The organism is Rosettibacter primus (genome assembly GCF_036860675.1).
Taxonomy (GTDB): Bacteria; Bacteroidota; Ignavibacteria; order Ignavibacteriales; family Melioribacteraceae; genus Rosettibacter; species Rosettibacter primus.
The window spans coordinates 126,164-140,507 of sequence record NZ_JAYKGK010000007.1 but is presented as its reverse complement, the minus strand read 5'-3'; the positions used below and the strand labels follow the sequence as shown (position 1 = coordinate 140,507).

Here is a 14,344-nt window from a genome sequence, read left to right as displayed (position 1 = left end):
TTTTAAACTTGATTAAAAACTGCTTTAACTTGCATTTGAAAAACTACCCTCTTACCACAGTCTAATCAAAAAAATTATAGTAAAAAATTTTTAATCTAATAACTTTATATAAAATCAAAAATTTATTTCACTTTTACAAGGTCGTATGCTTTTATTTTAATATTATCAGTATTTTCATCGGTTAATAAATAAATATGCCCATTTGAAACAAATGCTAAAATCCCTTCTACTTTATCATCAAAAATACAATCGTAATTCGAATTATAAATTTGTAAAAAATGCTCACCGCTTAACATAGACCTATTGTACCAGGATTCCTTATAAAGATTCACATAGTAAACTATTAATAATTTATTTTTTTCATCATAGTCTATATTACGGAACCATGTTATTTTTGAACCAAAATCTGCAGTAGCTTCAAAAGATTTCATAACTTCTTCCAGAGATATGTTAGGTGGTTCTTTGAAAAACCTCGGCTTGATTCCAAATACCTTTATCTTTTTTAAGTCTTTATCAATATGATGTATCAACGGAGATGCTAATTGTTTTGCATAAAAAGTATTTTCAGCACCTTTGACTAAAAGTACTCCTTTACGATAAATATTATATGGAGTTTCATTTTTATAGCTTTCATCCCAGGGTAATATTTCTTCTAATAATTCAAATGCTGAGTCACATACTGTTATAGATTTAGCTTTATCAAAATGTTTTTTTAGATTTAATGAGAGGTAACTTGCACCCGGCAAAATAAACTTATCATTAAATTTTATTGCGGGATACATTTGATAATAAATATGTTTAGGTAAATTATAATTTTTAATATAAATAAAGTTGGTATCGTATAAATTAGCTTTTTTTGTTCTATAGTCAATTAAAATGATATTTTTGTTATCAGTGCAGATATAGGGAGGGAAAGTATATTCGCCAGGACCTGTACCTTTTCGTCCTACTGATTTTATTAAATTCATTCTTTCATCAAATATCCAAAGTTTCTTAAAATAATGGTCTGTTATTAATATTTTCCCTCGCCAATATTTAATATCTTTTATTAAGCCAATATAATTCTCTTTTGTATTTCTATATATTATACTGTCCTTTAATTGCAACTCGTAATTAGCAACATAATTAGATTTATATATGAGCTTGTCATCTGCACTATTACATGATATAAACACTATTAATAATAAGTATAACAGAATTTCTTTATATACAACATTCATAACTTTTTACTTGTTAATATAAATTTATAGGGGGATAAATAAATTATTATCCCCCTTATAACATTGTAACTGTGTATTATAATAAAGCAAAATTAATTTTGTCAATTTATATTGTTAAATTATTATACTTTGCAATAATCGAGATAAATCACGCATTACAATCAGCATCTTCACAAAACTTCATAATATTATGGACGTATAACAATTATTTAATATTTCACTGCTCTTTTCTGAAATAATTTCTTCTAATTTTTTACCTTCGAGAGATTCTTTTATTTTTAAGTCATTCTTAAATGTCCTAACAGAATCTTGATATTGATATAACAATCGATTATAAGCTGGTTTAGTACTACTGAAATAAGCTAATAATAATACAATAATTAAAGATACATATACAATATCATTCTTATAAAACACAATTTTCTTAATGAATTTATTCAGCACTGTTTTTTCTCTCCAGTCTGCATATTAATAACTTTAGAAATTTTGGATCCTCTTTATGTATAACATAAATCTTCCCGTTATCTACAAAAGCCAATCTCCCCGGTAATTTATCATCATAAATTACATTGTAGTTATCATCAAACACCTGTAAATAATGTTCACCTCTCATAAGAGACCTATACTTATAAAAATCTTCAAATAAATTGGTATAGCCGAGATACAATCTCTTTTCGCTTTTATCATATTTTATATTATGCCATCTTGTAATTTTAGAATGAAATTTTGCATTAGCTTCTACTGATGCCTGTGTTTCTCTTAATTTTAATTTCGGCGGGTCTTTATACTTTTTTGGTTTCCTGCCAAAATGTTTTATAAGATTCAGATTCTTATCATAAAGCTTTATGTAATATGCAGCACCTTGAATTGTGAAAAAATGATTTTCATCTTTTTTAGTTACAAAAGCATGATGAAGTTCTCGAGTGTAACCCTCCAGCTCATCATTAAAATAATTATCGTCCCATTCATCAAAATTTATATAAGTTCTAAGTGTTGTATCAATTTTTATAAAAGGCTTGTATTTTTTATAATATGACTTTTCTACTATTGAGTATGGGTATGAGACATTAAAAATAAAAAAATCTCCAAAAGAAATTGGAGTATACGGATCATATATTAACTCATTTGGAAGATGCTTTCTCTCAATCAATTCTAAATTTTGATTATACTTATCAATAATTCTATCTGTAGTAAGCCAGATATAATTACTATCATATATTATACTTGGGGGATAAGTATATTCTCCCGGTCCTTTACCTTTTCCCCCAATAGTTTTAATAAAATTCAGTTCTTTTGAGAATAACCAGATTTTTTTAAGAAAGAAATCTGATATCAATATTTTGTTGCCTATAAGTTGAATATCATGAACGCGGCCTATAAAAAGTGTATCCCTGTAATAATATGTGAGACTGTCAATAACTTTGAGATTGTAATTATCTTCATAGTTTGATGTATATATATCATTATTTTTATTGGTAGAACATTTAACTATAATTAAAATTATGAATAGTGCAGTTACATATCTTTTCATAATAAATTTTATATTTTACTTTTACATTCTATCATTAGTTTTTAATTTTATTTATAATTCTGAAATTATTTATTATCAATATTCATTTAATTAAAAAAAGTAAGCTTTTAATACTAATATAAATAAGAATAGTTTTAGCAAGAATTTTTCTTATAATATCTAAAAAACTTTAACCTTCTTCTAATTAGAAAAGTATCGATACAAAATTCTATAAAATATTACTGTATATTTTGGGAATTCTTTATTTGGGAAAAAAGAATATTTAACTACTCTATTTGTATCCAATATGAAAACATAAGGTGTATTGTCTTCCCCTGGAAAAAGTTTAGAATCTATCGGAATAAAATAAATATTGTAGTTATATAGTTTATTTATTTTATGAAAATTATAGAAATTTTTTATGCCAGAATAAGAAGTAATTATTATTATTTTATCTTTGCCTATTTTTTCACCTAAATCTTTTAGACGAACTATTTCACTGTCAACACATATTTGACAATTTAATGATGTATATCGAAAAACTAATTTTTCACTTTTCCTTAAAATGCTACTAATCGTAATCTTTTTCCCATTTATATCCAACAATTGCAAATTATGAAGTTTTGTACCATTAATTTTCAGTGAATTTTCAACTGCATATTCTGTATACTTTTTAAAATATTCGTTTCATATTAGTACTTTTTACTGATAAAATTCTTATTATATTAATTAGAGTAATTGATATTATTATTAAAAATATAAACAATATTAAGAAAATCCTTTTATTCATTCTTAAGTTTATACTTTATTACTATTGGATTAGAAAAAGAATTCATCTTTTTGATAATAGCTTTTAGTTTGGCATTTTTAATATATGGTTTAACTAATTCTATATGATAACTATCAAATATCCCATAAATAAAATTATTATCCGTTGTAAAACAGTTTGTAAACCCGATATTAAGTATGTCATCAACAATTTTACTTGTACAAAATGTGACATTATCATGTTTATTATAAAGAAAATAAATTAACTTATTATTAACTATCGATGTAAATAACAAATAATTATCAGTTTCACAGTAATTTGAAATAAAGTATATATAATTAGAAGTCATCAACTTTTTAATTTTATCTTCTCGAGAAAAATCATCAGGAAAAATTTCTTTAGGTAAATTATACTTTCCGAAATCAAGTGTATATTTCTCAGCTACTTCATCTTGAGCATAAATATATACTTTATTTTGTTGTGAGGGAGTAATGTATATTTTATTATTGATATGATGTATTTCCTTTTGTTCTCCCAGCATAAGATTTTTAAATTCTGAGTTAATATGAACTTTTTCCGAATATTTAATTATGTTCCCATTTGAATCGGTAATAATAATTTTTTTCAAATTATCATTGGGATAATTCCCTAAAGAAAAAATGTATTTCCCATCATTTGTTACAGCAAAAGAAAAAGGCGAGAATTTTATGTGTATCTCTCTTACATAAACACCTTTTTTATTATAAACTATTAACTTCCTGTGATTTGTATCGAGTACATGAATTTCTCCATTATAATCATTTATATCAAAGTCATTAGGATATAAATACTCACCAGGACCTTTCCCTACATTATTTATTTTTAGTATTAATTCACCTGTTTCATCAAATACAAAAATCGACTTAGAACCATATGAATCTAAGGTATAAATTTTTCCATTTCTGCAAATCAATTTATCTACATTGCCAATTACATTTGAGGAATCATCTTTCAATTTAATTATGTCATAGACAGTTGAAATATCACTCAGTTTAATAATTTCATTATTGAGCTTGAAATAAATAGATAAAGAGTTTGAGGCTTTTTCTTTTGGTCCACATGAAGTAATTATTAAAAAAAGTATGAAATATTTATATAAGCTTTTCATAAATTCTAACTTTTTTTATAAAACCATAGGAGGTTTACTATAAGTTTTGTAAAAAATCTTATAGAAAACCTCCCCGAACATTAATTTAATGACAGCTAGAAGGGGAACATAATTCGTTGCCGCCTACAATGCATCTTGTCATTGTTCCATAAATAAATTCTACTACTTGTTCATAAAAAGGTGGCCAAGGCACAAAAGTGTAAGTAACTCTTGTTTGTTTAAGACAAGTCGGATCTAACCTATAATAATAAATTGTACTACCACCTCCTCCATTATTTCCGCTACCATCATTTTCTGGTAATGCAAATAGTTCGTTTACAACTTTAATACTCCAACCATTTTCTTCTATTAGTAAGTTTACATTAAACAAAATAAGGAACAAAAACAAAGTAAGAGCAAGAAATTTTACTATTTTTGAGTTAATTATTACTGATGCTGATAAAAAAAATAGTTTTTTCATATGCCCCTCCATTTATTTCATTCTTATTTATACTAGCTTCCCTCTTATAAAAGGGGAAGTTTATTTTCGAATTTATTGTATACAGAAATAAAAACAATTATCAATATATTTATTACAATTTTATACCTCAAAAATAATCCTATGATTAGTTATCCCCATTCTAACAGGTTAACTTATACAACAGCTATCAAATCTTTAGGATTATAAGAAATGAAACAAGCTCACAATTATATTTTCTGACTAACTTATATTTACAGAAGTGCTTGCCCTTTGATATTGTCATTATATAGCTCCCTCTAACTATACATTAACAATTTTGTTACAAATATAATGGGGGGGCAAAATGTCAAGAAAATTTTTTATCAAGCATAAATTTTTTATATGCTTTATCAAGATAAATTCTAAAACAGAATTTTTCTAACACCAAAGTAGTTTAACTCAATACTTACATATTAAATTTTATTCATAATACTGCATTAACTCATGCCCGAGAAATTTTATTACTGCTGTTATAACACCTAAGTCATCAAGATAACCAATAAGCGGTGCTAAATCTGGTATAGCATCAATTGGTGTTATGAAATAAATTAATGCACCTATAACAATTGATTTCCGGTACCATGCAACACTCTTATCTTTCATATATCTGTAGAGTGCTTTAATGTCTTTAGCAAAACGAATTTTGTTTCCTACACGCTCTAATTTTGTCCACAAATTTTCTTCGATGTAATTTGACTTTTCTTCAAATTCTTTTTCTGAACTTACTGTGCTTAGCTCTTTAAGGTCTCTGTCATAGAATTCGTACGACATATTTATTTCTCCTTATAATTTTCGAACCAATCAAAAATTGTATTCCACCACAAAATAGAATTTTGCGGCTTGGTTACAAAATGGTATTCATCCGGAAAATAAAGAAGTTTACTCGGCACACCTTTTCGTTGCAAAGTTGTAAAAAGTTCAAACGCCTGTCCTTCGGGCACTCTAAAATCATTTGCTCCATGAATTACCAATGTCGGCGTCTTAAAATTATCTGCATAACGATGAGGTGACCACAATTCATACAATGCTCTGTTTTGCCATGGAGTTCCTTTGAATTCCCACTCAGGAAACCACAATTCTTCTGTTGTTCCATACATGCTTTCTAAATTATAAACACCGGCATGTGAAACTAAAGCATTGAACCGGTCAGTATGACCTAAAATCCAATTAATCATGTAACCGCCGTAAGAAGCTCCAGCAGCAAATACATTTTTAGAATCAATAAATTTGAAATTGTCAATTGAATAATCACAAGCATTCATTAAATCGATATAAACTTTGCCGCCCCAGTCACCGGAAATTTCATCGACAAATTTTTGTCCATAGCCTGTGCTGCCTCTTGGATTCGGTGCAACAACAACATATCCTTTAGCTGCAAACATTTGTAAATTCCATCGATAATGAAAATCATCAGACCAATGCCCTTGCGGTCCTCCGTGAATTAAGAAAATCATTGGATATTTTTTATTTAGATCAAAGAATGGCGGTTTAATCAAAATCGATTGAACCTTTGTACCGTTAGCACCTTCACACCAGAATGTTTCTATATCATTGAATTTAATTTGTGAAAGTAAATCATTATTTAATTTTGTTATCTGTTCGATTCCGCCGCCATTTGTTTTTAATGAAAAAATTTCTGAAGGCATTGTTGTTTTCTGTCTTTTGAAATAAATATACTGACCATCATTTGACATAATCATATCATCATTCACACCATCTTTAACAAACAATAATAAATCACCTGTTTCAACATTAATTCTATAAATTGAGTTGTAAATTTGATTTGCTGCATCGAAGTAAATGTATTTGCTGTCTGGCGACCAGAGAATCTGGCCAACTGATAAATCTAATTTTTCAGTTAAGTTTCTTAAAATGCCTGTTGTTCTGTTATACAAAATTATATCCTGTTTGTCTGCTTCAAATCCTGCACGAGCCATAGAACGAAATGCAATATATTTTCCATCGGGAGAATAAACAGGCTGATTATCATTTCCTAAACTTTTTGAAATTTTTTTGTAAGGTGCCGGCTTACCACTTTTTATATCAGAAATGTTAATGATAAATACATCGTTATTTGTACTTGTTGCTACAACTTTATCTGTATTCATCACAAAAGCAATTTCTTTTCCATCAGGAGAAAAAGTATAATCCTGACTGCTTCCCAAATCAATTGGAGGCACATCAAATTTTGTATTTAACAATAAATCATAATATTCTTTTTTTTGAATATCATAAAGAAAAAGATGACTTCTTTTTTCATCACGCCATCTGTTCCATGCACGAAACATAAGTTCTGTAATAATCTTAGCTTTTACTTTGCTCTGTTCTTTTTCCTTATCTTTTTGTTCATTACAATTCTGGTCGTTGCAATCGGGATAGACTTCCGAGATAAACAAAATTTTACTGCCATCTTTAGACCACACTAATCCAGATGCTCCAGTATATAAATTTGTAAGCTGAACATCATTTTGTCCATTTAAATCACAAAGCCAGATATTATCTTTATATTCGTATGCAATGAATTTACCATCGGAAGAAAATTTAGGATTACTTTCATTTTCTTCAGAAGTTTTTAGCGGTCTTAAATTTTTACCATCTGTATCAATAAGCCAGATATCTGAGTTCCCTTTATTTTTCTCGATGTCATAAACAGTAACAGTAAAAGCAATTGTTTTGCCGTCTGGTGATAAATCAAAATTTCCAATTCTTTTCATTGCCCAGAGGTCTTCAGGGGTCATTGCTCTTTTTTGCTGAGCAGCAAATTCTCCAGTGATAAAACTTATAAATAAAACTATAAGCAGCAGATTTTTAAATAAAGCTTTCATCATTACCCCGAGGTTATTTTTCTTTACAATAAAATTATAAAAAGATGGCTGGAATTGAAATAAGAATTTGATGAGTATTTGGAAATTAGATTTAAATCCTTGATAAATTTCAGTGAAATAATATTAACTCAAAAGTTCTTCGTCTCTGTAGAGTAAAAGAATAGCAGATTGATTAACAATTACAAATTTTTGTTTTTCAATTTCTACTTCAATTGCATCTTTACGAAGAAATAATGCAAAATCTCCTTCTTTTGCCTGAAGTGGGAAATATTTTATTGATTTTCGTTCTTTCCATGGTTCATCGTCATCAACTGGAATACCGATAGGATAACCCGGACCTACTTTAATTACATATCCTCCTTGAACTTTTTCTTTTTCATGAACACCGGGAGGCAAATAAAGACCGCTGTTTGTTCTTTCAAGATTTTCTTCTGGTTTAATTAAAACACGGTCGCCAACTATTATTATTTTATCTGTGTTAATCAATGTTAACTTCTATTATATTTCATATGCAAAAATATAAAACTTAGTTCAGAGCATCAAACAAGGTAAATACAGAATGAAAGAACTATGGAATAAACGATACTCAATTAATGAATACATTTATGGCAAAGAACCAAATGAATTTTTGAAACAAGAGCTGCAAAAAATTTCCCCTGGAAAAATTTTATTTCTTGGAGAAGGCGAGGGAAGAAATGCTGTTTATGCAGCAAAACTTGGCTGGGAAGTTGATGCTGTTGATTTTAGCGATGAGGCAAGAAAAAAAGCTCTTAAATTGGCAGATGAAAATAATGTTAAAATCAATTACATAATTAGTGACATATCAGAATTCATTCCTGATTCAAATCATTACGATGCAGCGGGAATTTTTTATTTACACCTTGAAGAAAACATCAGAAAATCTGTTCACAGAAGAATTATAAATGCTCTTAAACCTTCGGGCAGATTAATCCTTGAAGTATTTGAAAAAGAACAGTTGAAATATAACTCTGGCGGACCTAAAGACGAATTACTTCTATATTCACTCGAGGAAGTTACAGAAGATTTCATTGAGCTTGATTTCGAAATTTTTGCAAAAGAAAAAATTTACTTAAACGAGGGTATTGCTCATAATGGAGAAGCTGTTGTAATTAGATTCGTTGGAATTAAGCCCAATTCCCCCGATAATAATTCCTAATAATTGAAAACTGCGGAAACTAATATTTGACTTCTTAGTTTCCCATTGCATATATTTAGTTAAAAGATATTTTTTGCTCATGAATGATAAAGAGAAAATATTAATCCATGCTCGTGAAATATTTTTCAACAATGGGTTTTACAAAATCAGCATGGATGAATTTGCCTCTTCTTTAAGAATGAGCAAAAAAACTATTTACAAACATTTCCCTTCAAAAGAAGAGCTTGTTAAGTCAACTGCTTATTCTTTTATGCGGCAAATTAAAAAAGAAATTGAAACAGTAGTAAATAGCAATCTCCATTCAATTGAAAAAATTGTTTCAATCATCAATATATTAAAAGATATTGGCATCAGCAGGATGAGTGACCGCTGGCTTGGTGATATCAGAATACACATGCCTTCTTTGTGGAAAGAAATTGATTCATTCAGACAAAAACTTTTATACAAAAATATTTCAATAATTTTTTCTCAGGGCATTAAGGAAGGATATATCATTAATGTGCCGCATCAAATAATTATTAATGTTTTTATGAGTGCAATACAATCAGTAATAAACCCCGATTTCATAATGAACAACAACTTTTCAATAAATGAAGCAATTAATTCCACATTAAAAATATTGATTAATGGAATACTAACAGAGAAAGGCAAAAAAATTTACAACAAACTTTTAAAGAATAATAACAAGCTTTCAATTAATAAAAAGAAGGTTTAATATGATTTCGAATAAGAATTGTCTTTTTAACACTCGACACAATAAAATAAAATTACTTTTTCTGTTATTTGTGATTCTAATTTTCAATAGCTGTAATAACGATAATCAAAATTATATTGAAGAATCCGGCACTATTGAAGCTACAGAAATTGTAATAAGTTCTCAGGTTGCTGGTAAAGTAATAAAAATACTCAAAGATGAGGGCGACAAAGTTTCTGCAGGTGATACAATTTTAATAATTGATCAAGAAACATTATTAATCCAGTTAAAGCAGGCAATTGCAAATCGTGACATAGCAAAAGCACAATATGATTTATTGGTAAAAGGAGCTCGTAAGGAAGATATCAAACAGGTTGAAGAATCATTAAAACAAGCCGAGGCAAATTTTATTCTTGCTAAAAATGATAAAGACAGAATGGAAAATTTGTATCAAACAAACTCAATAAACAGAAGACAATATGAAGAAGCATTAACTCGTTATGAAGTTGCTCTTGCGCAATTAAATTCTGCAAAAGAATTATATAACAAAATAAAAAATTATGCTCGACCCGAAGAAATTGCACAAGCAAAAGCAAATTATGAAAAAGCAGAAGCTTCTGTAGAATTAATAAAAAAAAGTATACGTGATTGTTTTGTTACTTCACCAATTAATGGATTTGTTGTAAAAAAATTTGTTGAAATAGGTGAAACAGTATCCATGATGTCATCGCTTGTTAAAATTTCTGATTTGACAGAAGTAAAATTATCAATTTATGTTTCGGAGATAGACTTAGGAAAAATAAAACCTGGACAGAAAGCAGAGGTCAGTATTGATTCTTTCAAAGATAAAGTTTATGAAGGAACAGTAATTTATATTTCTCCCGAAGCAGAATTCACACCAAAGAATATTCAAACAAAAGATGAAAGAACTAAACTCGTTTTTGAAGTAAAGATAAAAATTCCCAATCCTAATTTTGAATTAAAAGCAGGGATGCCGGCAGATGCCGTTATAAAATTCTAAGTCATTGAACATAAAAAAATTCTGTAACGCCGATTGATTAAGAGTAATTGAATTTCACTTAAATTCATGGTTCAAAAAAATTCTAAATTTTAGAAAACTTCAAAACCAAAAACAAAATTTTAGATAACATTTAATTTGTAAAAAGTATTAATGAATCCGATCATAATAAAAAACTTATATAAATCTTACGGAAATATTAAAGCTGTAAATGGAATAAGTCTTACAGTAGAGAAAGGAGAAATGTTTGGTTTAGTTGGCCCAGATGGAGCAGGAAAAACTACCACTATCAGAATAATGTGCGGATTAATTAAACCCGATGATGGAGAAGTTAATTTACTTGGAAAAAATATATTAAAAGATAAAAAAGAAATTCAGAACAACATTGGATATCTTTCACAAAGATTCAGTCTTTATGGTGACTTAACTGTAGATGAAAACATTGAATTTTTTGCTGAGATTCATAATGTTCTTAATTATCAAAAAAGAAGAGATGAATTATTAGAATTTACCCGATTAAAAAGTTTTCGTAATAGACTTGCAGAACACTTATCTGGCGGAATGAAACAAAAACTTGCACTTGCATGCAGTTTAATTCATAAGCCGCAAATTTTATTTTTAGATGAACCAACAACAGGCGTTGACCCTGTCTCAAGGCGTGATTTCTGGAAAATACTATCTCAGCTTCTTAAAGAGGGAATTACAATTTTTATGACAACTCCATATCTCGACGAAGCAGAAAGATGTCATAGAATTGCAATGATGAACAAAGGAGAAATAATTGCACTTGACCAGCCAAATAAATTAAAAGAAAAAATAAATAAACAAGTAATTGAAATTGTATGCAGTCCCGCAAGAAAGGCTTACGGCATATTAAAAGAAAAAACCAATTACGAGGCTCAGCTTTTTGGTGATAGGATAAATATAATGACAGATATTTCTTATAATTATAAAGATTTAATAAGTTTACTTACAGAAAATTCTATTGAAATTATTGATTCAAGAATTACTGTTCCTTCGCTGGAAAATATTTTTATGCATTTAATTAAATAATTGATGAATTAATCAACAATTAGAAATGATAAAATAATACTTAGCTTAGAAGATAAGATTCGAGAGCTTTATAAACTTTTTCTTTTGGCATTTGTTCTCCTGTCCAGATTTCGTAAGACTTAGCTCCCTGCTCTACAAACATTTTCAATCCAGTAATAATTCTTGCACCTTGAGATTCAGCAAGTTTAAGTAATTTTGTTTTAATTGGGGTATAAACTACGTCAAACACAATCTGGTCTTTTGTAAACGATTCTAAAATTGTAGTAGCAGCATCATCAACATCGGGATACATTCCAATCGAAGTAGTATTAACAATTAATTTAGAATTTCTGAAAACATCAATTAAGTCCGGGGGAACAAGCGGATAAGATTTGATATTTGAAAAAATCATCTTAGTAGAAAAATATTCTTTTAGAGATTCAGCCAATTGCTCTGTTCTATTTACAATGTTTATTCTTTCTACTTTAAAGTTGCGAATTAATGAATAAATAACACTTCTTGATGCTCCACCTGCCCCAATAACCGTAACAGTAGCTCCCTGAAGTTCATCTTTGAAAGGAAGCAATGATTCTGTAACACCAAGTACATCAGTATTATAACCTCTTAAAATTCCATCATCATTTACAATTGTATTGACAGCACCAATAATACCTGCTTCTTCCGAAATATCTTTAAGAAATGGCAATACTTTTTCTTTAAGTGGGATTGTAACATTAAAACCTTTTATTCCGAGTGCAATCATTCCTTTAAGTGAATCTTTTAATGCTGATGGCGGAACATCAAATGGAAGATAAATATAATTTAAGCCGGATAATTCAAAAGCAATGTTGTGCATTAACGGAGAATAAGAATGCTTGATTGGATGACCAATTACTCCAACAATTTTAGTATTGTGATTAAATTTATTTTGAATTTGCATGGCAATCTTCAAGATTTATTTTCTTCGAGCAGTTTTACAAAAAGTTTTGAAGATTTTACATCAGGATAATCTTTTGTAAACTCATTCTTTATGTCCGGGTCAAGCTCAAAGGCTTTTTTCAAACAATCGATTGCTTGTTGTGTATGACTTAAAAGAAAATTTATTTTGGCTTTGTTGTAGTAAATACCTGCATAATCAGGTTTCAATCTCAAACATTCATCGTATGCATTTAATGATTCAACCCATCTTCCCATTTCAAAATATGTTTCTGCCAATTTGAACCATGCACTAAAGTTATCCGGATTTATCTCGATTGCTTTTTTGTAGCTTTCAACCGAATCCTGAAGTTTACCAAGCGAATATTCCAAATCTGCTTTAGCATACCAGGCATCTTCTGGATTTGATGTTAAAGAAATTGCAGTGTTAAAATCTTTTAGTGCAAGCTGGTATTTTCCAATTGAATCATAACAATAACCACGAGCTAAATAAGCTTCGTAATATTCCGGGTCCAATCTTATAGCTTCATTGTAACATTTAATTGCATTGTGGAATGAACCAATCTCCTCATAAGTTTGCCCCATATTAAAAAGAATCGTTTCGTCATCACGATCTAATTCATAAGCTTTTTTATAAGCATTTAGTGCATCATTAAATTTACCTAACTTAAAATATGCATAACCGCAGTTGAACCAGGAACTTGAAAAATCTTCTTTAAGTGCAATTGAAAATTCAAAAGCATCAATTGCTTTTTTCCATTCTTCCAATCTTAAATGAACAATTCCTTTGTTATACCATGCCGTATAACTATCAGGTTCATAATCAAGATAAATTTCATAAGCTTTTAAAGCTTCTTCAAGTTTATCTGAGTTCTCATAGCAATATCCTAATTCATACCATGCTTCTGCAAATGATGGGTCGATTTCAAGTGCCCTCTTAAAATTAGATATTGCTTCTTCAAACCTTTCTTTTCGTTCGTATAAAAGTCCAAGACTATATAGAGTTTCTTCGTTATTTGGTTCTATTATTAAAGCTTTGTTTAGTGATTCAATTGCCTCTTCAAACATTCCAAGATTATCTTCTGCAATAGAAATATTGATATATGAATCTACATCATTTGGATTTAATGAAAGAGCTTTCTGAAAACATTTATAAGCTTCTTCAAAGTCAAAAGAGTTATTTAAGAAAATACCTTTAAACTGCCATGTGTCAGAATTATATGGTGCAACTTGCAGTACTGCATCTGTTAAATATAATCCATCTTCAATGTAATCATATTCAAGACAAAGTTGAATCGTATCTTCTATTAAATCAAGATTTGAAAGTATCTGGCCATTATCAATATAATTCCGGCATAAATCAATTTTTGATTTAATTTCTTCTTCACTTATATACGAGTTATAGTCATCAAAATATTCTTCTGAAAAATTCATTTATACTCCTAAGAAATTCGATGGAAAATGTATTATTAAGGTATATTAAAATCAAGTTGATTTTGTGATATAAAATTTGTTAT

The 14,344-nt window shown here is 28.7% G+C and carries 15 protein-coding genes; 4 read left to right on the top strand and 11 right to left on the bottom strand.

All coding sequences use genetic code 11. The annotated features are described in order from the left end of the window. Positions 1–122 precede the first annotated feature (122 nt). The 9 genes from VJY32_RS10285 to VJY32_RS10245 all read right to left on the bottom strand — a co-directional run bounded on the left by VJY32_RS10285 (position 123) and on the right by VJY32_RS10245 (position 8,456). Entirely contained in the window at positions 123–1,220 is a 1,098-nt protein-coding gene (locus VJY32_RS10285) for a 6-bladed beta-propeller (RefSeq protein ID WP_353677826.1), read from the bottom strand. 180 nt (positions 1,221–1,400) lie between these two features. Continuing rightward, positions 1,401–1,664 carry a hypothetical protein gene (locus VJY32_RS10280; RefSeq protein ID WP_353677825.1) on the bottom strand — a complete coding sequence of 88 codons (264 nt, stop codon included), beginning with the start codon at positions 1,662–1,664 and terminating at the stop codon, positions 1,401–1,403. Then, complete coding sequence (locus VJY32_RS10275; RefSeq protein WP_353677824.1) at positions 1,654–2,751, bottom strand: 6-bladed beta-propeller; 1,098 nt, start codon at positions 2,749–2,751, stop codon at positions 1,654–1,656. Before VJY32_RS10275 ends, VJY32_RS10280 begins: the two co-directional genes overlap by 11 nt. Positions 2,752–2,931: 180 nt before the next feature. Beyond that, positions 2,932–3,336 (bottom strand): hypothetical protein, encoded by a 405-nt coding sequence (locus tag VJY32_RS10270; protein ID WP_353677823.1) that lies wholly within the window; start codon positions 3,334–3,336, stop codon positions 2,932–2,934. A gap of 176 nt (positions 3,337–3,512) precedes the next feature. Further along, on the bottom strand, positions 3,513–4,646 hold the full coding sequence (locus VJY32_RS10265) for a DUF4934 domain-containing protein (RefSeq protein WP_353677822.1): 1,134 nt from the start codon (positions 4,644–4,646) through the stop codon (positions 3,513–3,515). 85 nt (positions 4,647–4,731) lie between these two features. Next, positions 4,732–5,106, bottom strand: coding sequence for a hypothetical protein (locus tag VJY32_RS10260; protein WP_353677821.1), 375 nt, complete (start codon positions 5,104–5,106; stop codon positions 4,732–4,734). Positions 5,107–5,565: 459 nt separating this feature from the next. Further along, the gene (locus tag VJY32_RS10255; RefSeq protein WP_353677820.1) at positions 5,566–5,916 is read right to left on the bottom strand and encodes a YkvA family protein; all 351 of its coding nucleotides are present in this window, start codon (positions 5,914–5,916) and stop codon (positions 5,566–5,568) included. A 2-nt stretch (positions 5,917–5,918) separates the two neighbouring features. Continuing rightward, entirely contained in the window at positions 5,919–7,970 is a 2,052-nt protein-coding gene (locus tag VJY32_RS10250) for a prolyl oligopeptidase family serine peptidase (RefSeq protein ID WP_353677819.1), read from the bottom strand. A gap of 123 nt (positions 7,971–8,093) precedes the next feature. Continuing rightward, positions 8,094–8,456 carry a co-chaperone GroES gene (locus VJY32_RS10245; RefSeq protein WP_353677818.1) on the bottom strand — a complete coding sequence of 121 codons (363 nt, stop codon included), beginning with the start codon at positions 8,454–8,456 and terminating at the stop codon, positions 8,094–8,096. A 73-nt stretch (positions 8,457–8,529) separates the two neighbouring features. Between VJY32_RS10245 and VJY32_RS10240 the strand changes: the two genes are divergently transcribed. The 4 genes from VJY32_RS10240 to VJY32_RS10225 all read left to right on the top strand — a co-directional run bounded on the left by VJY32_RS10240 (position 8,530) and on the right by VJY32_RS10225 (position 11,912). After that, the gene (locus tag VJY32_RS10240) at positions 8,530–9,147 is read left to right on the top strand and encodes a class I SAM-dependent methyltransferase (protein WP_353677817.1); all 618 of its coding nucleotides are present in this window, start codon (positions 8,530–8,532) and stop codon (positions 9,145–9,147) included. Between the two features lie 79 nt (positions 9,148–9,226). Further along, positions 9,227–9,862 (top strand): TetR/AcrR family transcriptional regulator, encoded by a 636-nt coding sequence (locus VJY32_RS10235; protein ID WP_353677816.1) that lies wholly within the window; start codon positions 9,227–9,229, stop codon positions 9,860–9,862. 1 nt (position 9,863) lies between these two features. Then, positions 9,864–10,862 (top strand): HlyD family secretion protein, encoded by a 999-nt coding sequence (locus VJY32_RS10230; protein ID WP_353677815.1) that lies wholly within the window; start codon positions 9,864–9,866, stop codon positions 10,860–10,862. A gap of 150 nt (positions 10,863–11,012) precedes the next feature. Then, entirely contained in the window at positions 11,013–11,912 is a 900-nt protein-coding gene (locus VJY32_RS10225; RefSeq protein ID WP_353677814.1) for an ABC transporter ATP-binding protein, read from the top strand. Between the two features lie 40 nt (positions 11,913–11,952). Here VJY32_RS10225 and aroE read toward each other — a convergent pair whose 3' ends face one another. Both aroE and VJY32_RS10215 read right to left on the bottom strand, forming a co-directional pair. After that, complete coding sequence (aroE, locus tag VJY32_RS10220; RefSeq protein WP_353677813.1) at positions 11,953–12,831, bottom strand: shikimate dehydrogenase; 879 nt, start codon at positions 12,829–12,831, stop codon at positions 11,953–11,955. An 8-nt stretch (positions 12,832–12,839) separates the two neighbouring features. Next, positions 12,840–14,261: a tetratricopeptide repeat protein gene (locus tag VJY32_RS10215; RefSeq protein ID WP_353677812.1), complete on the bottom strand. Its 1,422-nt coding sequence runs from the start codon at positions 14,259–14,261 to the stop codon at positions 12,840–12,842. Positions 14,262–14,344 lie beyond the last annotated feature (83 nt).